The organism is Sphingobium cupriresistens LL01 (genome assembly GCF_001046645.1).
Lineage (GTDB): Bacteria > Pseudomonadota > Alphaproteobacteria > Sphingomonadales > Sphingomonadaceae > Sphingobium > Sphingobium cupriresistens.
Genome location: NZ_KQ130434.1, coordinates 1,367,989 through 1,387,484 on the forward strand (window position 1 = coordinate 1,367,989; position 19,496 = coordinate 1,387,484).

Here is a 19,496-nt window from a genome sequence, read left to right on the forward strand (position 1 = left end):
AGACTATAAAGATCTGCCGCGAAACAGCGGACAATCGACGGAATATCGCCGTTGCAGGATAATTTACGCTGCTGCGAAGATGTGATGGAACCAGTCAAGTCACTGGGAATTATGCCGATTGTTCGTGATGAAACCGGCCGGCGCAGGATGCGCCCAGTAAAGGAGAGGATGCCCATGACCGAGACTTTCCGAAAAGGATCGCGGGTCAAGTGGAACTGGGGACAGGGCGTCGGCCGGGGGCGCATTGCGGAACGGTTCGACCGCCATGTCGAGCGCACCATCGACGGGTCGCTGATCCGCCGCAACGGCTCGCCGCGCGATCCCGCCTATCTCATTCGGGCCGACAGCGGCGGCGAAGTGCTCAAGCTGCGTTCGGAACTGAGCGACAGCTAACGCCTTTCCCCCTCAACCGGCCATCGCGCCTGGCCTGCGATCATGGCATGAGGGTCGACATGACGACGCCCTTCATGACCATCGACGCGCTGCTGGTCGGCACGCCAGCGCCCTTTCGTAACGGCGATTACAGCGCCATCGCCAAACGACCGGTTACCGGCCCCGTCCGTGTCACATGGGACGGGTTCGAACATGACGCGGTGGCCGACCCCATCCATCATGGCGGCTGGGACAAGGCGATCCATCTCTACCCGCAGGATCATTATGGCTGGTGGCGGGACCGCAAGCCCGACCAGCCGCTGCTTGATGCGCCCGGCGCCTTCGGCGAAAATATCGCCTCGCGCGGGATGACGGAGGCGGATATTTTCCTGGGCGATCGTTTCTCGCTGGGCAGCGCGGTGGTGGAGGTCAGCCATGGCCGCCAGCCTTGCTGGAAGCTCGATCATCGCTTCGGCGCGCGCGACGTTATGGCGACGATCGTCAAAACCGCCCGCAGCGGTCTGTATTTCCGCGTCATCCGGCAGGGGGAGGCGGCATCCGGCACGCGCATGGAATTGCTCGAACGCCCCTTGCCCGGCTGGAGCATCGCGCGGATATTCCAATTATTGATCGCCGGCGGCCACCGAAACGAGCCCGACGCCGTCCGCGCGCTGGCGAACATGCCGCTGCTGGCGGAAGCCTGGCGGGAGAGGGCGCGCAAACTGGCGGCGTAGGAATGCTGACATTGCGCCTGTATGGCCTGCCATAGCGCTGGCGTCGGGCGTGGCGCCTGCCTATAACTGGTCCATGGCATCGACCCCCAAGAACAAAGCATCCGCCCCCCCTCGCGCCCCGGTGCGCACCAAGGTCCGGCCCGCCGGCTTCCCGACCCGCGACGCGGTGATGGACTTCATCACCAGTTCCGACCAACCCGCCGGCAAGCGCGAGATCGCCAAGGCGTTCGGCCTCAAGGGGCAGGAAAAGATTGCGCTCAAGGCGTTGCTCAAGGATATGGCCGATGAAGGGTTGATCGACCTTGGCCCCGCGCGCGCCTTCCACAAGATGGGCGGCGTGCCCAAGGTCACGGTGCTGCGCATCGTCGATGTCGATGACACGACCCTGATCGCCACGCCCGAACGGTGGGAAGCCGAAGGCCAGCCCGCGCCCCGCCTGCGCGTGCTGGAACGCGGCAAACGCGGCGCCTTGACCATCGGCGACCGCATCCTAGCCCGCACCGAGGAAGCCGGGCGCGGCTATGTCGCCCACGTCATGAAGAAGCTCGCCAAGGCCAGCGAGGAATTGCTGGGCGTGGTGGAGGTGATGGCCGACGGCAAGCTATGGCTCCGCCCGGTCGACAAGCGCGTCCGCAAGGATACGCCGATCAGCGACGTCGGCAACGCCAAGCCCGGCGACCTGGTGCTGGCCGAACCCCATGGCCGCCCGCCGCGCATCGCCGCCCGCGTCACCGACATTCTCGGCGACCCCTTCGCCCCGCGCAGCTTCAGCCTGATCGCGATCCACAAGCATGGCATCCCCCATGTCTTCCCGGAGCGGGTGGAGGAGGAAGCGATCACCGCCTCCGCCCTGCCATTGCATGAGGACAAGCGCGAGGATCTGCGCCATCTGCCGATCGTGGCGATCGATCCGTCGGACGCTCGCGACCATGACGATGCGGTATGGGCGATCCCGGATGACGATGACGCCAATGCCGGCGGCTATAAGGCGATCGTGGCCATCGCCGATGTCAGCTATTATGTCCGGCCCGGCAGCGCGCTGGACAAGGAAGCGCGCAAGCGCGGCAACAGCGTCTATTTTCCCGACCAGGTCGTGCCGATGCTCCCCCACGACCTGTCGTCCGACATGTGTTCGCTGCGTGCCGGGCAGGACCGGGCGGCGATGGCCTGCCATCTCACCATCAATGCGAACGGAAAGGTCACCGCCTGGCGCTTTACCCGCGCCGTGATCCGTGTCGCGGCGGTGCTGGCCTATGAAGATGCGCAGGCCGCGATCGACGGCGCGGAAGACGACGCAACGCCGACGCCTTCGCGCAAACAAGCGGATGCGCTTCTGGACGTTGCCCTCCAGCCGCTCTGGGCCTGCTGGTCGTTGCTGCGCAAGGCGCGGGACGCACGCGATCCGCTGGCGCTCGACCTGCCCGAACGCCGCGTGGTGCTGGACGAGCATGGCAAGATCGTCAGCGTCGCGGTGCGCGAACGGCTCGACGCCCATATGCTGATCGAGGATTATATGATCGCGGCGAACGTCGCGGCGGCCAAGGCGCTGGAGGCGAAGAAGGCCCCCGTCATGTACCGCGTGCATGAAGCGCCGGGCCGCGAAAAACTGGTCGCGCTCAAAGACTATCTCGCCACCTTCGACATGGATTTCGCGCTTGGTCAGGTCATCCGCCCATCGACCTTCAACGCGCTGATCCGCAAAATCGCGGAGTCGGAGGAGAAGGAGCAGATCATGGTCCAGATCCTGCGCAGCCAGACCCAGGCTTATTACAGCCCGCAAAATATGGGCCATTTCGGCCTCGCGCTGGGCAGCTACGCCCATTTTACCTCGCCCATCCGCCGCTATGCGGACCTGCTGGTCCATCGCGCCCTGGTCGGCGCCTACAGCCTGGAACTGCCCGCGCAAAAGGGCGGGACGATCCCGGATCGCACCGCGCTCAGCCAGGACGATTATGAGAATATGGGCCGGGTCGGCGAACTCATCTCCGGCCATGAACGCCGCGCGATGGAGGCGGAGCGTGAGACCGTCGATCGCTATGTTGCTGCCTTCCTGTCCGCCCATGTCGGCGAAATCGTCAAGGCGCGCATCACCGGGGTCCAGAATTTCGGCTTCTTCGCCACGGTCGACGGGCTGGGCGGCGACGGACTGGTGCCGGTGTCCACCATGGGCGCCGAACATTTCTTTTATGACGAAGCGGGCAAGGCCTTGCAGGGCGTCGAAAGCGGCGATCGCTACACGGTCGGCCAGCGGCTGGAACTGCGATTGGCGGAAGCCGATCCGATCAACGGCTCGCTACGCTTTGAACTGCCCGACAATCCCGCGCCCCGCAGCGGCCCGATGAAGCGTGATCGCACCCGGCCCGGCGCCCACCGCGGTCGCCCGATCAATATCCGCCACCAGGGCGCAAAGCGCGGCAAGCATAAGCGGTAAAACGTCGACGGAAAATCAACTCAGCCGGTCGATCGCCTCGCTGTCCAGTCCGCCTGGAATGATCATGAGCGGGCAGGGCAGCTTGCCTGCATCCGCGCCTGCAAAATGCGTCACCAGCTTGCCAGGATTCCCGCTGGCGGCAGCGCCCAGCACCAGCGCCGCGACATCGTCCATTTCCTCCAGCGTGCCGCGCACGACAGCGACCGCCTCACCCTGTCTCACGGTAATGCTGGGACGGATGCCTGATTCATTGGTCAGCGTGCCGGCCGCGCTCGTCACCAGCGCCTCGGCGCGTTGCAGCGCTTCGTCTTCCATCGTGGCTTGGACGCCGCCCCACTGCACGAACTCGGCCGGGGGGATTAACGCCAGGATGCGGACCGCGCCGCCGGTCTTGGCTGCGCGCCGCGCGGCGAAGCGCAAGGCGGTTTCCGCCTCAGGCGATTCGTCCACAACAACCAGATATGTCCGCACTTCTTATCGCCCCTGCATGTAATTTATGGCGTGAGTAGTCGGTCAAAGCGCCCGACTAACCATAATGGTGAAATGTGGGGGATAAAAGCCCCTCTGACAAGGCGTCGCTTGACCGATCCGGCGAATGGGTGAAAACGGGCATCAAAATGACCAAAGCCGTAAAGCCAAGAAGAGGCCCGAAAGCATGAGCAAGACGATCCAGATGCCCGCATTGTCCCCGACCATGGAGGAAGGGACGCTGGCCAAATGGCTGGTCAAGGAGGGCGACACGGTATCGTCCGGCGATCTGCTGGCGGAGATCGAAACCGACAAGGCGACGATGGAATTCGAAGCGGTCGATGAAGGCGTGATCGCCAAGATACTGATCGCCGAAGGGGCCGAAGGCGTGAAGGTCGGCACCGTCATCGCCATCATCGCCGAAGAGGGTGAAGACGCCGCGACCGTCGCCGCTGGCGGCGCCAAGGCGGACGCCGCTCCCGCGCCCAAGGCGGACCCTGTCCCCGCCAAGGCAGACACCGCATCGGCTCCCAAGGCGGATACCGCGCCCAAGGCGGCGGCCGCGGCGGCCAAGCCTTCGGTCGCATCGGACGACCGCGTGAAGGTCAGCCCGTTGGCGCGCCGCCTGGCGGAAGAGAAGGGCATCGATCTGGCCAGCATCACTGGATCGGGCACTAACGGCCGCATCGTCAAGGCGGATATCGAAGGTGCCCAGCCCGGTGCAGTCGCGCCGAGCGCTGCCCCCGCGCCTGCTGCCGCGGCTCCTGCGCCCGCCCCGGTCGCTGCCGCCGCGCAGGATTTCGGCATCCCGCACGAAGTCGTCAAGCTCAGCGGTATGCGCAAGACGATCGCGCGCCGCCTGACCGAATCCAAGCAGCAGGTGCCGCACATCTACCTGACCGTCGATATTCAGCTCGACAAGCTGCTCAAACTGCGCGGCGAACTCAATGCCGGTCTGGAAAGCCGCAAGGTCAAGCTGTCGGTCAACGACCTGCTCATCAAGGCGCTGGGCGTCGCTCTGGAGCAGGTGCCTGAGTGCAACGTGCAGTTCGCCGGCGACCAGATGCTCCAGTTCAAGCGTGCCGACGTTAGCGTGGCCGTGTCGATCCCCGGTGGCCTCATTACCCCGATCATCACGGACGCGGGCGGCAAGGGCGTCGCCGCCATTTCCAACGCGATGAAGGATCTGGCCAGCCGCGCCAAGGACGGCAAACTGAAGCCCGAAGAATATCAGGGCGGCACCGCGTCGCTGTCCAACATGGGCATGTTCGGCATCAAGCAGTTCGAAGCCGTCATTAACCCGCCCCAGGCCATGATCATGGCGATCGGCGCGGGTGAAAAGCGTCCGTATATCGTCGATGACTCGCTTCAGATTGCGACCGTCATGTCGGCGACCGGCAGCTTCGACCATCGCGCGATCGACGGCGCCGATGGCGCACGCCTGATGAAGGCCTTCAAGGAACTGGTCGAAAACCCGATCGGTATGCTGGCCTGATGGCCTATGTCGACGAAACCCCGCCGGATATCAGTCCGGCGGTGCGTGTCATCGCCATGCCGACCGATACCAATCCCTATGGGGATATTTTCGGCGGCTGGTTGATGAGTCTGATGGATTCGGCGGCGGGTTCCGTCGCCGCCCGGCACAGCCATGGTCGCGCCGTGACGATCGCGGTGGAAGGGATGACCTTCCTGCGTCCCGTCGTGGTCGGGGATGAGGTGTCGGTATTCGCCACGCTCAAATCCGTCGGGCGTACGTCGATGAAAATCTATGTCGAAGCCTGGCGGCGCGCCCGGCATGACGACCGGTCCTACCGCGTGACCCACGCGACCTTCAGCTTCGTGGCGATCGGTGAGGATCGCCAGCCCCGTTCCGTGCCGCCCCTGCCGGGCGTGTGACTTTATCAAGACAATAAGCGAGACTGACAATGGCTGAGAATTACGATGTCATCGTTCTGGGCTCCGGCCCCGGCGGCTATGTCGCCGCCATCCGCAGCGCCCAATTGGGGCTCAAGACCGCGATCGTCGAGCGCGAAAATCTGGGCGGCATTTGCCTCAACTGGGGCTGCATCCCGACCAAGGCGCTGCTGCGGTCTGCCGAAATCTTTCATTATATGCAGCATGCCAAGGATTATGGCCTGGCGGCGGACAATATCACGGCCGACATCGAAGCGGTGGTGAAGCGCTCGCGCGGCGTCGCTAAGCAACTTAATCAGGGCGTCACGCATCTGATGAAGAAGAACAAGATCGCCGTTCATATGGGCGACGGCAAGCTGCTGGGCAAAGGCAAGCTGTCCGTCACCAAGGACGGCAAGACCGAAGAACTGACCGCCAAGAACATCATCGTCGCCACGGGCGCCCGCGCCCGCGACCTGCCCTTCGCCAAGGCGGACGGCAAGCGTGTGTGGACCTATCGCCACGCCATGACCCCGGCGGAAATGCCGGCCAAGCTGCTCGTCATCGGTTCGGGCGCGATCGGCATCGAATTTGCCAGCTTCTATAACGACATGGGCGCGGACGTGACCGTGGTCGAAATGATGGACCGGATCGTTCCCGTCGAGGATGCCGATGTCTCCGCCTTTCTCGAAAAGGCGCTCAAGAAGCAGGGCATGACCATCATGACCGGCGCGGGCGTCGAGACGCTGGAAGTCGGCGCGAACGGCGTGAAGGCCGCGATTAAGGGCAAGGACGGCAAGGTGGTGCATGGCGATTACAGCCATGTCATCGTTGCTGTCGGCATCGTCCCCAACACCGAGAATATCGGCCTGGAGGAATTGGGCATCAAGGCCGAGCGCGGCCATATCGTCACCGACCCCACCTGCAAGACCAATGTCGATGGCATTTGGGCGATCGGCGATGTCACCGCGCCGCCATGGCTGGCCCACAAGGCCAGCCATGAAGGCGTGATCGTGGCCGAAGCCATCGCCGGCAAACATCCCCATGCCATGGACGTGCGCAACATTCCGGGCTGCACCTACTGCCACCCTCAAATCGCCAGCGTCGGCCTGACCGAAGCCAAGGCGAAGGAAGCTGGTTACGAGGTGAAGGTCGGCATGTTCCCCTTCATCGGCAATGGCAAGGCGATCGCGCTGGGCGAGGCGGAAGGCTTCACCAAGACCATATTCGACGCCAAGACCGGCGAATTGCTGGGCGCGCATATGATCGGCGCGGAAGTTACCGAGATGATCCAGGGCTATACCATCGGCAAGACCCTTGAGACGACCGAGGCGGAACTGATGCACACCGTGTTCCCGCATCCGACCATTTCGGAATCGATGCATGAAAGCGTGCTGGCGGCTTATGGCCGTGCGCTCCATATCTGATCGGCGCATAGCGATGCTGAAAGGCGCGGGGGCTTTAGCTCTCGCGCTTTTTTGCGTGCTGCTGATCGCGCTGGCGCAAAGGGCAGGGTGGCTCGACGGTGTGAATGTCGGGCTGATGACCGCGGCCGGCCAGGCGCGGGAAACGGCGACAGGCGGCCCGGTCACCATGGTCATGCGGCTGGCATCGGCGGTCGGCGGAACGGCAGGGCGTATGGCGTTGCTGGCTGTGGCGCTGCTGCCATTGTTATGGTTCGGGCGGTGGCGCGCGGCGCAATGGCTGGCCTTGACGATCGCCGGCGGGACGCTGCTCAACCTTGGCCTGAAACAGATTTTCGCCGCGCCGCGGCCCGACCTGCTTCCCCATCTCGACATCGTCCACACCTATAGTTTTCCCAGCGGCCATGCGGCAGGAAACATGATGTTCTTCGGCGCTATCGCGATGCTGGCGGGGTCGCGCGCCGGTTATGGCGTCGCTGCTGCCATCATCGCGATGATCGGCGTCAGCCGCGTCTGGCTCGGCGTCCATTGGCCCAGCGATGTTACCGCGGGCTGGATCGAAGGGCTGGGCTGGCTCGCTTTATGTCGCGTCTGGCTACCAGCGCGGGGAGGGGAGCAGCAGGGCGCGGGCCATGCTGCTGTGCGGCGGCATCCCGTCGCTGGTGATGAAGCCATGCACCCAGAAACTGTCGAAGGCTGTCGCCGCGGCGATCAGCAATAGCATGATCGCCGTGACGGCGAATATCCGTTGCGCACCGCGCGCGGCGCCATCGGGCGACAGGGCGATCAGCACCAGCGGCAGCAGCGGCAGGAAATAGCGCCCCTGCGTTCCCTGGATATAGCCGGCGCCCAGCGGCGTCCCGGTCAGATACATGGCCGTTTCGATCAGCAGCGCGACGCCCGCGGCCACCGCCAGCCACCAGAGTCGCTGGCCGATGCCGAAGCGCGCACCGTTGCCATTGGCGATGCCCGCGCCCAGCATCAGCAACCCCAGCGGATAGGCGACTAGCGGCAAAAGGATGGCGTTCCAGCCGAAACGCCCAACGATTTGCAGCGCATAGACCGGCGCGCGCTCAACCACGCTGCTGACGAGGATGCGCCCATAACCGACCGGGTCATGCAGCAGGATGGCAAGCTGGTCGCGCAACGGCGCGGTCATCATCGTCTCGCCCGTCTTGCGCGATTGGATATGATAGAGCGCCTGGCTTCCGCCCGAATAGTGCATCCAGCCGATAAAGACGATCGCGCCCAGTGCCATCGCCCCCAGAATTAGCCCGGCGCGCAGGTCGCGGCGATCCTGCGGCCAACGCAGCCCCGCCGCCATGATGGGCAGATAGACACCCTTGCACAGCGCCAGCAGCGGCCCCGTCACCAGCAAAGCCGCCGATCGCCTATGCGCTCCGCCCATGAACCCGGTGCGCAGCGCAAGCGCCAGGCCCAGAAAGCCAAGACCGTTGATGACCGCATCGGGTGACAGCGATCCGGTCTGATAGGCGAAGGTCGGCAGCAAGGCGGTGGCAAGCAAGGCGTTGCGGCCGAAGGGCAGCAGACGCAGCGCCGCGATCAGCAGCGCCAGCCCGGTCAGCGCATTGACCAGCCGCCCGACATAGAAGGCGCCGATCCAGGGCAGGTCCAGCGCCCGCCCCAGCGTCAGCCCCACCGCGCCCGGCGCATAGAGGCTCGGCGCGTAGCTGGCGACATTCGGGAAGTCGGCGAAGGCAGCGCCCGGACGGCCGGCGTCGGCGGCCGCGCTGGCGACGATCTGCGCCCGGTCGAAGCGTCGCGGCGCTGGCGGCACATCGGTCGGAAAATCCACGGCATGGATATCCAGCGCCGCCCGCGGCAACGCTACGCCGATCGCCTCGCAGCGCTGTTCGGTCAGCACATGCCCCCGCGCCAGTGCCAGCGCTTTCATATAATGCTGGTTTTCATCCGGCGCCTGGAAGGGCGGCGTGATGATGGCGAAGAAAAAGGTGCCGACGCACACGGCAGTAAGCAGCAGCGTTTCGATCATCGTCCATGGCGCCGCTAACAGCATGTCGCTATTGGTCGCGCCGGCAAATCTGCTCCGATCATTCCGCATGGCCGCACCCTATCCGGCGCAGCTTAACATTTCGCGACCGTAACCCTTTATTGCTGGCAAGATAATGGTGACGCGGAGGGCTTTTACGCCTCCGCCTCTTCCCGCTCGACTGGAGGATGCAGCCGCAAGCGGGTCACGCGGCGGCCGTCGCTTGCGACGATTTCCAGCTTCCAGCCGCTCGGCCCATGGTCGATGATCTCGCCGGGTTCCGGCACGCGCCCGGCCAGGACGAAGGCCAGTCCACCCAGCGTATCGACATCCTCCTCGACGTTGCCCAGTCTCTCGTCAATCTCCTCGGCGACATCGTCCAGTTCGGCGCGCGCATCGGCTTCCCACAGGCCGCCGTCCAGCGGCACAAGCATCGCTTCGGGCGCATCGTCATGCTCGTCCTCGACGTCGCCGACGATTTCCTCGACCAGATCCTCGAAGGTCAGCAGCCCTTCGGTGCCCGAATATTCGTCCAGCACGATGGCGAGATGGGTCCGCTTGGCGCGCATTTCGGCGAGCAGGTCAAGCGCCCCCATGCTTTCGGGCACATAGAGCGGCTGGCGGATCAGCGGTTCCAGCGTCTGCGGGACGGGCGACTTGCCGGCCAGAATCGCGAAAGCGTCGCGAATGTGGATCATACCGACGATGGTGTCGAGCGTCCCGCGATAGACCGGCACGCGGCTATGTCCCGCCTCGGCAAACAGCGCGGCAAGCTCGGCGAAGCTGGCTTTCTCCTCGATCGCCACGATGTCCGCGCGCGGCACGGCGACATCGTCGACAGTATGTTCGGAAAAATGGAGCAGGTTGCGCACCATCTGGCGCTCGATCGCCGACAGGTCGCCCTTGGCCGGCGCGGCGCTATTCTCGTCCTGCTCGTCCTCGTCATATTCGTCGAGCGCCTCTTCCAACTCCTTGCGGAGACTGGTTTCCTCACCCTCGCCGAACAGGAGCGACTTGATGCCGCTCCATAATCCGCCCTCGTTGCTACTGTCCCCTTCTTTCGAAGCGGTGCCGTCCTTCGGACTGCCGTCTGCCATGATAGTCTTTATTCCCCAGTTGTTCGGTCCCCATAGGGATCGGCAAGGCCCATACTGACAAGCGCTGCAATCTCCAGCGCTTCCATTGCTTCGGCCTCATTGTCGTCCATATGGTCATATCCAAGCAAATGAAAAGTCCCATGGACGATCAGATGCGTGGCATGATCGGCCACCGATATGCCTTTTTCCGACGCTTCGGCGATGCAGACCCCTTCGGCCAGTACGATATCGCCCAGCAGCACTTCGCCATCGTCGGTATTGGCGGTTACCTCCAGCAGGTCGTCCTGCACCATCGGAAAAGACAGGACATTGGTCGGCTTGTCCTTATCGCGATAGGCGCGGTTGAGCTGATGCACCTCTTCGTCGCTGGTCAGCTTAATCGCGATTTCATAAAGCGCCTCGTCGCTGGCGAAGGCGGCATAGGGGCTGTGCGCGATGGCGGCGGCCACGGCGCGTTGGGCCAGATAGTCCCAATCGACACCGGGCCAGCCCTCTTCATGCAGGACGGCGACTTCAATCATGCAAACAATTCCTCGACCCCGTTCGCACTTCGACTTCGCTCAGTGCGAACGGTTCTATTCTATTACGCATCCGGCCCCTCATAGGCCTCTACGATGCGGCCGACCACCGGATGCCGCACGACGTCGGCAATGCCGAACGGCACCATGGCGATCCCCTCGACGCCCTGCAACCGCGCGACTGCGTCCGCCAGGCCCGACGTGCCCGGCTGCGGCAGGTCGACCTGCTTTGGATCGCCGCAGATCACCATGCGGCTGCCCTCGCCGAAGCGGGTCAGGAACATCTTCATCTGGGCGATGGTGGTGTTCTGCGCCTCGTCCAGCACGATGAAGGCGTTGGCCAACGTCCGCCCGCGCATGAAGGCCAGCGGCGCGATCTCAATCTCACCGCTCGCGATCCGCCGTTCGACCTGCTCGGCCGGCAGCGTGTCGTGTAGCGCGTCATAGATCGGGCGGAGATAGGGATCGACCTTCTCCTTCATGTCGCCGGGCAGGAAGCCCAGTTTCTCGCCCGCTTCCACCGCGGGACGCGACAGAATCAGCCGATCGACGCTGCCGGTGATAAGCTGGCTGACCGCCTGCGCCACCGCCAGATAGGTCTTGCCGGTGCCTGCCGGGCCAAGCGCGAAGATGATGTCGTTGCGATTGAGCGCCTCCATATAGGTGACCTGCGTCGCGCTGCGCGGCACGATCGTCTTCTTGCGCGTGCGGATCATCACCTTGGGCGGTTCGGCGACGTCGGTACGGATGATGCCGTCCAGCGTGGGTTCGGACGACATGGCGATCACCGCTTCGACCGCGCCTGTGTCGATTTCCTGACCAGCGACAATGCGATTGTAGAGGTCCGTCATCACGTCGCGGGCGCGGGCGGCGGCTTCGGCCTCGCCCTCGATCTGCAACTTGTTGCCGCGCGCGGCGATATAGACGCCCAGCCGGTTTTCGATCGCCACCAGATTGCGGTCATATTGACCGAACAAGGTGCCGAGCAGATGCGGCTTTTCGAAAGTGACTTCCAGCCGCGCTTTTTCGGCGATGGGCTCGCGATGATGTTGGTTCGGTTTCTTACCCACGGTCAGCCCCTTTTCCCATCCGTCATGCTCGCTAACGCGAGTATCCATCTTCCGCCGTTCGATCCGGGTGGACACGGGCGGAGAGGGGTTCCTGCATATGCCGGAACGACGGTTTTTTGGTTCAAGCGGCCTGCCTCCTGCTGGGTTCGCCGGCCAGACTATTCGGGCCGGCGCTGATGATGTCGACGTCGACCATGTCGCCGATGGAAAGGTCGGGCACGGTGACATGGACGGACTGGAGCCAGGGCGTTTTGCCGATCAACTGGCCGGGATTGCGGCCCTTGCGCTCCAACAAAATCTCGGTGCTGCGACCGACCGTGGCGGTGTTGAAATCCACCTGATGCCGGTTGATCACCGCCTGCAACCGCGCGAGCCGCTCGTCCATCACCGCAGCGGATATCTGATGATCCATGTCGGCGGCGGGCGTGCCGGGCCGCGGGCTATATTTGAAGCTGTAGCATTGGGCGTAGCGCACTTGATCCACGATCCTGAGCGTGTCCTCGAACTCGGCGTCGGTTTCACCGGGGAAACCGACGATGAAGTCGCCCGACACGGCGATGTCGGGCCGCACCGCCCGCACGCGATCGATGATGCGCAAATAGCTGTCTACGCTATGGCTGCGGTTCATCGCCTTGAGGATATGGTCATTGCCCGACTGCACCGGCAGATGGAGGAAGGGCATCAGCTTTTCCACCTCGCCATGCGCGGCGATCAGGCCGTCGCTCATGTCGTTGGGATGGCTGGTGGTGTAACGGATACGTTTCAGGTCGCCAATCGTCGCCAGCGCGCGGACCAGCCCATCCATGCCCTGCATCCGGCCCTTGTCGTCTTCCCCGGTCCAGGCGTTCACATTCTGGCCCAGCAGCGTGATTTCGCGCACGCCGCCATCGACCAGCGCCTTGGCCTCGTCCAGGATGGCGTCCCAGGACCGGCTGATTTCCGCGCCGCGGGTGTAGGGCACGACGCAATAGGTGCAGAATTTGTCGCACCCTTCCATGATCGTCAGGAACGCGGTCGGCCGGACCTGTTTGGTGCGGGCGGGCAGGGCGCCGAATTTGGACGCCAGCGGCATGTCGGTATCGACCGCCGCCTCGCCGCGACCGACCTTGTCGATCAGGTCGGGCAGGCGGTGATAGGCTTGCGGGCCGACGACGATGTCGACGGTGCGCGCGCGGCGCTGGATTTCCCCACCCTCGGCTTGCGCAACGCAACCGGCGACGGCGATCATCGGGCGGCTGCCATCCTCACGCACCATGCGGCCGATATCGGAATAGACCTTGTCCACCGCCTTTTCGCGGATGTGGCAGGTGTTGAGGATGACGAGATCGGCGTCCGCCCCCTCCGCCGCAGCGGTCATGCCGCGGGTACCCAGCATTTCGGCCATGCGCTCGCCATCATAGACGTTCATCTGGCAGCCGAAGGATTTGACGTGGAAAGTCGCTGGAACGGTCTTGGCGAGTTTTGAAGGGGTGTCGTTACGATTCATCATAACCGCTATACAGGGGGCAGGGGCGAAGCGGAAGGGCGCTGATGCGCTGGCGCATTTTGGACGATACTGCGCGCGATCCGCTCGCGCGCCATTGCCGCGATGACCTTCCGGTCTGCGCATCCGGCGGGATCGAAAGGCTCCAGGAAGCGCAGCGTGACTGGCAGCGTCCCCTTGCGTCCCAATATGCGCATGGCATTTGTCCCGGCCGGTTCTTCGCCATGCCAGGCGATCTCCGCCGTCGCCGCGCCATAATCGATGTGCACCGGCTGGATCATCACTGCGCGCGGGGGGGGCAGCAACACGGCCAGCAAGGCCGGCTTGAACGGCAGCAGGCCGCTGCCGTCGCTCGTCGTGCCTTCGGGAAAGAGCGCCACAGGCTGATGCCCCAGCATCGCTGTGCGCAACGCATCGATCTGGCCCGACAGCGCGCCGCGCCGCTCGCGCGCGACGAACAGCGTGTTGTTCTGCGCCGCCAGCCAGCCGATCACCGGCCAGCGGGCGATACCGTCATGCGCGACGAAGGCTGCGCCGGTCGCGCCGGCCAGCGCCAATATGTCGAGCCAACTGACATGATTGGCGAGCAGGAAGATGTCGCCGTCATGGGGGTTCCCGTCCTTCCACACGCGCGCGCCGACCGATCGCGCGGCCATCGCCAGGAAGCGGCGCGGCCACGGCGAAGGGCGGCGCGCCAGGCGCCAGAGCAGATGCGGGATCAGGCAGGCGAGCAGGCTGGCGATCAATGCCGCTATGCGGATCGTCCGGCGCAGTCCGCTCAACCGGTCAGTTCTTCCGGTCGAGGGCGACGCCGTATAGTTCCATGCGATGGTCGACCAGACGGAAACCCAGCTTCTCGGCGATCAGCTTCTGCAACTGCTCCAGTTCCGGATCGACGAATTCGATGACATTGCCCGTCTCGACGTCGATCAGATGATCGTGATGCGATTCCGGCGCGGCTTCGTACCGGGCGCGGCCATCGCCGAAATCATGTCGGTCCAGGATGCCGGCTTCTTCGAACAGGCGAACGGTGCGGTATACCGTGGCGATGGAGATGCCCGGATCGATCGCCGCGGAACGGCGGTGCAGTTCCTCGACATCGGGATGGTCGGTGGCATCGCTCAGCACCTGGGCGATAACCCGGCGCTGTTCGGTGATCCGCAGTCCCTTTTCATGGCACAGGGCTTCGACATCGATTTTGCGGTTCATGCAGGCTCGCTTAATGGCTTGATGGCTTGGTGCGACAGGTTGGGTCAAGCCTAGCGACTTTTCCATATGCAGGAAAGGGGCGCGTCGGCGACGCGCCCCTTTCCTCGACGGCTTTTCGATAAGGCTGACGGATCAGCCAGACGAATTACTTGCCGCGCGCGGCGGTCGTCCGGCGGCGCTTGGTGCCCAGGCCGATCTTCTTCGCAAGATTGCGGCGCTGTTCGGCATAATTGGGCGCGACCATCGGATAATCGGCGGGCAGTCCCCACTTGGCGCGATAGTCGTCCGGCGTCATCTGATAATGGGTCATCAGGTGGCGCTTGAGCATCTTGAGCTTCTTGCCGTCTTCCAGACAGATAATATAGTCCGGCTTGATCGACGAACGGACCGAAACGGCCGGCTCCGGCTTGACTTCAGGCGTGGGCGCAGGCTGGCTCAGGCCCGACAGCGCAGCATGAACATTCTGGATCAGCGTAGACACGTCAGAGACGGCGACGCTGTTGTTCGAAACATGGGCAGCCACAATGTCCGAAGTCAAAGTAATGAGCAACTCGCTCTGGGCCGATTCGATTTCCATTTTCCTGTTTCCTACAAGGCTATATTGTTGTGCGACCCGCCCAAGGATTTCGTTTCAGGAGCGGTATATGGTCGCTAGACCTTGCCGGACGATTTCGCAAGACCCTATTGGGTCATGCCAGCATGTCGATGCGAAAGCTTAGCGCATCATGAAGTTGACCATCATTACCGCGATAGTAACCGGGGCGCCGATGTACATATTCGAACCCGGTTTTCTCGTATAGTTTGATCGCCTTATTCGTGGAGCGCACTTCCAGGTTCATAGAAGTGATGCCCCGCTGCCGCGCGGTGCGCAGGCTGTGGCGCAACAATGTCTCGCCAATGCCCCGCCCGCGCCAGATCGGGTCGACCGCCAGCAACAACAATTCGCACTCGTCCAGCACCGACCGCACCAGCGCGAAGCCCAGCGGCGCGGCATCCAGACGGGCGATCGTCAGCCAGGTGCCAGGCATCATCATTACCCCGGCCAGTTGGGGCAACGTCCAGGCCTCGCCGAACACGGGATCGAACGCGCGGGCCATGACGTCCATCGCATCGCCCAGCGCATTACGTTCGCCTTCGTCATAGACGCTCATATGCAGGTCGGGGATCATGATGCGGCGCGCTCCGCCATGGTCATCGCGTCCGCGCCACGGCCATAGATCGGGCTGGGAGGCAGCGCCGCAAGCCCGGCGATCAGCGGATAGTCGGTCGCGTCGGGATAGAGAGTGATCGCCGCGCCGCTACCGCGCGCGGTCACCAGCGCTTCGGCGCCGGCGCCATAGAGGATCGGCGCGTCCAGCAATTGGGCCAGTTCCGCAATCGGCGTGGAGGCGATCGCGGTTGTTGCGGTCATTCCGTCGGCGGTGAAGCATTGCCAGAACAATTCGCCATGCCCCCCGGTTATAGTGATGGCGACCGGGCCGCCATCATGATTCTGCGCCGCCTTCGCCGCGATCAGCGACGGCGCGCTATAGCCATGCAGCGGGATATTCCAGGCCAGGGCCAGCGCACGGGCGGCGGCAATGCCGATCCGCACCCCGGTGAAGCTGCCCGGTCCCACATCCACGACAATCGCGTCGGCGCGTCCCCCATCGGGCAATGCGGCGATCGCGGGCAAGAGCGCTTCGGCATGACCGCGTCCGACGACTTCGTGGAACCGACCGATCGGCGCCCCGTCCTCCAATAGCGCGACGGACAGGGCCTGGGTGGCGGTGTCGATCACCAGAAGACGCAAACAAACCCCCTCAAACATCCGCCCCAAGCATCGATGCTTTGCGGAGTCGTCTTGCGGTTAGTCGATCCTTGGGGATTTGCCAAATGTCGCAGGCAGGCTTCAGACCGCGCGGACCTCGGTCACTTCGGGCACATAATGTTTCAGCAATTGTTCGATGCCGTTCTTGAGCGTCGCGGTCGAGGAGGGGCAACCCGAACAGGCGCCCTGCATCTTGAGGTACACGGTGCCCTTGTCGAACCCGCGATAGATGATGTCGCCGCCGTCATTGGCCACGGCCGGCCGCACCCGCGTGTCGATCAATTCGCGAATCTGCTCCACAATCTCGGCATCTTCCGGCGCGTCGGCGAAACTGTCCTCGTCGGAAGGGACGCTGATCCCGGCCGCGGAGCCAGGCGTGAAGAGTGGCATATTGGCGGAAAAATGTTCCAACAGCGTCGCCAGCACATCGGGTTTCACATCAGACCATTCCGATCCCGGCGCGATCGTCACCGAAATGAAATGCCCGCCAAAGAACACGCCGGTCACATCACCCAGGCGAAACAGCGCATCGGCCAGCGGCGATGCTTCGGCTTCCTCCGGGGTCGCAAAATCGCGCGTACCGGCACCCATGACTTCGCGTCCGGGCAGGAATTTGATGGTCGCCGGGTTGGGCGTGAGTTCTGTCTCGATCAGCATCGCCCTCATGTGGCGATTGCCGCGGCCAAGATCAAGCGCTTCGGGAACTTCGCCGCATCCCGGCGATTGAAACAGGCGACCCAACAAGGAGACAGCATGATGAGCGACAACAACGATATTCGGGAGCGTTTCTGGGCGGAACTGTCGAGCAGTCCGTTTGTGATGCTCGGCCTTCAGAACAGCGGCGAACATAGCCTGCCGATGACGGCGCAACTTGATCCGGACGCCAATCATTGCTTCTGGTTCTACACCTCGCGCGACAACCGGCTTGCCCTCGGTGGCGCGGCGATGGCGCAATATGCGGCGAAGGATCATAATCTCTTCGCCTGTATCGAAGGGACGCTCTCGCCCGAAACTGATCCGGTCATCATCGACCGCTATTGGTCGAAAGAGGTCGAGGCCTGGTATCCGGGCGGTCGCAACGATCCCAATCTGCTGATGCTGCGCTTCGATCTGGGGAACGCTGAAATCTGGCGTTCGGACATGTCGATCAAGGGCGTCTTCAAGATGCTGTTCGGCGGCGACGTGCGCGAAGAAATGAAGGGCAAACATGCCCAAGTGGCGCTCTGACGCCCGTTCCCTCGCCTGAAAAGCAGCGGCCGCGGTCCATTCCGCGGCCACTTGCTATTTACCTGCAACTTCGCCATATGCGTTGCAGCGCAGCAGACGGGTCGTTTCGGCCCCCTAGCGATTGGCAGCGTGATCGTCCGCTATCCCAATTGACCTTTATGGTCAGGTGAGGACCACGGACCGGCCAATGAGAGTCTGCGCCAAGCTTGAGGCTTCCCTTTTCACGCGGGTCGTTTCGTAACCCGCCTCGCGCCCTTCCTGCGTCCGCAGAGCAAGTTGGCGCATGGCCGACTTGTGAGTTTTCCCAATGCAATTCAACGACCTTGGTCTCGCCGAGCCCATCATGAAGGCGCTCGCCTCCAAAAACTACGTCACCCCGACCCCGATCCAGCAAAAGGCGATCCCCGTCCTGCTGGAAGGCAAGGATCTGTGCGGCATCGCCCAGACCGGCACCGGCAAGACCGCGGCGTTCGCGCTGCCCAGTCTCGACTATTTCGCCCGCAACCCCAGGCCGACGCCGGTCAAGGGCTGCCGGATGCTCGTGCTGGCGCCGACCCGCGAACTGGCCGCGCAGATCGCGCAGAGCTTCCGCGATTATGGCCGTTTCCTCAAGCTGTCGGTCGAAACCGTCTTTGGCGGCGTGCCGATCGGCAAGCAGATCCGTGCGCTCAGCGTCGGCGTCGATGTCGTCGTCGCGACCCCCGGCCGCCTGCTCGACCTGATCGATCAGCGCGCCTTCACCATCAAGGACACGGAAATCTTCGTTCTCGACGAAGCCGATCAGATGATGGACATGGGCTTCATCCACCCCTTGAAGCGCGTCGCCAAGATGTTGCCCGCCGACCGCCAGAACCTCTTCTTCTCGGCCACCATGCCCAAGGAGATCGAGGCGCTCGCCGCGCAGTTCCTCAACAATCCGGTCAAGGTCAGCGTCGCGCCGCAATCGACGACAGCAGAGCGCGTCGATCAGCAGATGTATTTCGTGAACCAGGGTGAGAAGCAGGCGCTCCTCCATCTGGTGCTCAAGAGCGAAGATATCGACCGCGCGCTGATCTTCACCCGCACCAAACATGGCGCCGATCGCGTCGTGCGTTTCCTGGAAGGCGCCGGCATCGACGCCTTCGCCATTCACGGCAACAAGAGCCAGGGCCAGCGCACCACCGCGCTCCAGGCCTTCCGCCAGGGCAAGGTGAAGCTGCTGGTCGCGACCGATATCGCCGCGCGCGGGATCGACGTGTCGGGCGTCAGCCATGTTATCAACTTCGAAATCCCCAATGTCGCCGAACAATATGTCCACCGCATTGGCCGCACGGCGCGCGCAGGGGCCGACGGCATCGCGATCAGCTTCGTGGCGGATGACGAGCGTCCCTATTTGAAGGCGATCGAGAAAGCGACGCGCGTCAAGTTGCAAATCACGCCGCTGCCGGAGAATTTCATGGAGGCCGTGCGCAACCTGCCAAAGCCGGCGGCGCCCAAGAAGGGGCCAAGTCAGACCCCGCAGCAGCAGGCGCGCCGAGCCGATGGCCAGCGGAAATATCAGGACGGCCAGCGTCAGCAGCGCGGCGCGCCCGATCGCGCGCATCGTGCCGAAGGCGACGCGCCCGCCAAGCGCCCGTTTAACCGCCGCCGCAGCGGTGGCGGCGTCGGCGCACATAAGGGTGCCGTCCAGCGCACCGGCGCCCCGCGCTAAATATTAGACGCCATTCGTTTCGAGCGGGTCGAGAAACGCTTCTTGACCCGCTCGAAGCG

The 19,496-nt window shown here is 63.7% G+C and carries 20 protein-coding genes and 1 pseudogene; 9 read left to right on the plus strand and 12 right to left on the minus strand.

Annotated features, from left to right (window positions below; translation table 11 throughout):
• The first annotated feature begins 174 nt into the window (after window positions 1-174).
• The 3 genes from V473_RS06610 (at window position 175) to rnr (ending at window position 3,537) form a co-directional block, all read left to right on the plus strand.
• Window positions 175-393, plus strand: coding sequence for a hypervirulence associated TUDOR domain-containing protein (locus V473_RS06610; protein ID WP_066601753.1), 219 nt, complete (start codon window positions 175-177; stop codon window positions 391-393).
• Window positions 394-452: 59 nt separating this feature from the next.
• On the plus strand, window positions 453-1,106 hold the full coding sequence (locus V473_RS06615; protein WP_066605228.1) for an MOSC domain-containing protein: 654 nt from the start codon (window positions 453-455) through the stop codon (window positions 1,104-1,106).
• Window positions 1,107-1,179: 73 nt separating this feature from the next.
• Window positions 1,180-3,537, plus strand: a complete 2,358-nt coding sequence (gene rnr, locus V473_RS06620) for a ribonuclease R (protein WP_066605229.1) — start codon at window positions 1,180-1,182, stop codon at window positions 3,535-3,537.
• Between the two features lie 15 nt (window positions 3,538-3,552).
• Here rnr and V473_RS06625 read toward each other — a convergent pair whose 3' ends face one another.
• Window positions 3,553-4,008 (minus strand): universal stress protein, encoded by a 456-nt coding sequence (locus V473_RS06625; RefSeq protein WP_066601754.1) that lies wholly within the window; start codon window positions 4,006-4,008, stop codon window positions 3,553-3,555.
• 184 nt (window positions 4,009-4,192) lie between these two features.
• Between V473_RS06625 and V473_RS06630 the strand changes: the two genes are divergently transcribed.
• From V473_RS06630 to V473_RS24580, 4 genes and pseudogenes are all read left to right on the plus strand, one after another.
• Window positions 4,193-5,500 (plus strand): pyruvate dehydrogenase complex dihydrolipoamide acetyltransferase, encoded by a 1,308-nt coding sequence (locus tag V473_RS06630; protein ID WP_066605231.1) that lies wholly within the window; start codon window positions 4,193-4,195, stop codon window positions 5,498-5,500.
• On the plus strand, window positions 5,500-5,901 hold the full coding sequence (locus V473_RS06635; RefSeq protein WP_066601756.1) for an acyl-CoA thioesterase: 402 nt from the start codon (window positions 5,500-5,502) through the stop codon (window positions 5,899-5,901). The genes V473_RS06630 and V473_RS06635 overlap by 1 nt, the downstream gene beginning before the upstream one ends.
• Before the next feature lie 29 nt (window positions 5,902-5,930).
• A complete protein-coding gene (gene lpdA, locus V473_RS06640) occupies window positions 5,931-7,325 on the plus strand; it encodes a dihydrolipoyl dehydrogenase (protein WP_066601758.1) in 1,395 nt (464 codons plus the stop codon).
• Window positions 7,326-7,536: 211 nt separating this feature from the next.
• Window positions 7,537-7,869: pseudogene (locus tag V473_RS24580) on the plus strand (phosphatase PAP2 family protein); the annotation flags it as partial.
• A gap of 48 nt (window positions 7,870-7,917) precedes the next feature.
• Here the strand turns inward: V473_RS24580 and V473_RS24365 are convergent.
• The 11 genes from V473_RS24365 to V473_RS06695 all read right to left on the minus strand — a co-directional run bounded on the left by V473_RS24365 (window position 7,918) and on the right by V473_RS06695 (window position 17,177).
• Window positions 7,918-9,405, minus strand: a complete 1,488-nt coding sequence (locus V473_RS24365) for a DUF2142 domain-containing protein (RefSeq protein WP_066601760.1) — start codon at window positions 9,403-9,405, stop codon at window positions 7,918-7,920.
• 83 nt (window positions 9,406-9,488) lie between these two features.
• The gene (locus V473_RS06650) at window positions 9,489-10,430 is read right to left on the minus strand and encodes a hemolysin family protein (protein WP_066601763.1); all 942 of its coding nucleotides are present in this window, start codon (window positions 10,428-10,430) and stop codon (window positions 9,489-9,491) included.
• Between the two features lie 8 nt (window positions 10,431-10,438).
• Window positions 10,439-10,951 (minus strand): rRNA maturation RNase YbeY, encoded by a 513-nt coding sequence (gene ybeY, locus V473_RS06655; protein WP_066601766.1) that lies wholly within the window; start codon window positions 10,949-10,951, stop codon window positions 10,439-10,441.
• Between the two features lie 62 nt (window positions 10,952-11,013).
• Window positions 11,014-12,018 (minus strand): PhoH family protein, encoded by a 1,005-nt coding sequence (locus V473_RS06660; RefSeq protein ID WP_066605234.1) that lies wholly within the window; start codon window positions 12,016-12,018, stop codon window positions 11,014-11,016.
• A 121-nt stretch (window positions 12,019-12,139) separates the two neighbouring features.
• The gene (gene miaB / locus V473_RS06665) at window positions 12,140-13,504 is read right to left on the minus strand and encodes a tRNA (N6-isopentenyl adenosine(37)-C2)-methylthiotransferase MiaB (protein ID WP_066601768.1); all 1,365 of its coding nucleotides are present in this window, start codon (window positions 13,502-13,504) and stop codon (window positions 12,140-12,142) included.
• Between the two features lie 8 nt (window positions 13,505-13,512).
• A complete protein-coding gene (locus V473_RS06670) occupies window positions 13,513-14,283 on the minus strand; it encodes a lysophospholipid acyltransferase family protein (RefSeq protein ID WP_066601771.1) in 771 nt (256 codons plus the stop codon).
• A 4-nt stretch (window positions 14,284-14,287) separates the two neighbouring features.
• Window positions 14,288-14,710, minus strand: coding sequence for a Fur family transcriptional regulator (locus V473_RS06675; RefSeq protein WP_066601774.1), 423 nt, complete (start codon window positions 14,708-14,710; stop codon window positions 14,288-14,290).
• Window positions 14,711-14,855: 145 nt separating this feature from the next.
• Entirely contained in the window at window positions 14,856-15,287 is a 432-nt protein-coding gene (locus tag V473_RS06680; protein WP_066601775.1) for a Ros/MucR family transcriptional regulator, read from the minus strand.
• A 112-nt stretch (window positions 15,288-15,399) separates the two neighbouring features.
• Window positions 15,400-15,879: a GNAT family N-acetyltransferase gene (locus V473_RS06685; protein ID WP_066601782.1), complete on the minus strand. Its 480-nt coding sequence runs from the start codon at window positions 15,877-15,879 to the stop codon at window positions 15,400-15,402.
• Window positions 15,876-16,502, minus strand: a complete 627-nt coding sequence (gene tsaB, locus V473_RS06690) for a tRNA (adenosine(37)-N6)-threonylcarbamoyltransferase complex dimerization subunit type 1 TsaB (RefSeq protein ID WP_066601783.1) — start codon at window positions 16,500-16,502, stop codon at window positions 15,876-15,878. Before tsaB ends, V473_RS06685 begins: the two co-directional genes overlap by 4 nt.
• A gap of 99 nt (window positions 16,503-16,601) precedes the next feature.
• Window positions 16,602-17,177 carry a NifU family protein gene (locus V473_RS06695; RefSeq protein ID WP_066605236.1) on the minus strand — a complete coding sequence of 192 codons (576 nt, stop codon included), beginning with the start codon at window positions 17,175-17,177 and terminating at the stop codon, window positions 16,602-16,604.
• 99 nt (window positions 17,178-17,276) lie between these two features.
• On the opposite strand from V473_RS06695, the gene V473_RS06700 reads away from it, so the two are divergent.
• Both V473_RS06700 and V473_RS06705 read left to right on the plus strand, forming a co-directional pair.
• Window positions 17,277-17,747, plus strand: a complete 471-nt coding sequence (locus V473_RS06700) for a pyridoxamine 5'-phosphate oxidase family protein (protein ID WP_066605238.1) — start codon at window positions 17,277-17,279, stop codon at window positions 17,745-17,747.
• Between the two features lie 307 nt (window positions 17,748-18,054).
• On the plus strand, window positions 18,055-19,437 hold the full coding sequence (locus V473_RS06705) for a DEAD/DEAH box helicase (protein ID WP_066601788.1): 1,383 nt from the start codon (window positions 18,055-18,057) through the stop codon (window positions 19,435-19,437).
• Window positions 19,438-19,496 lie beyond the last annotated feature (59 nt).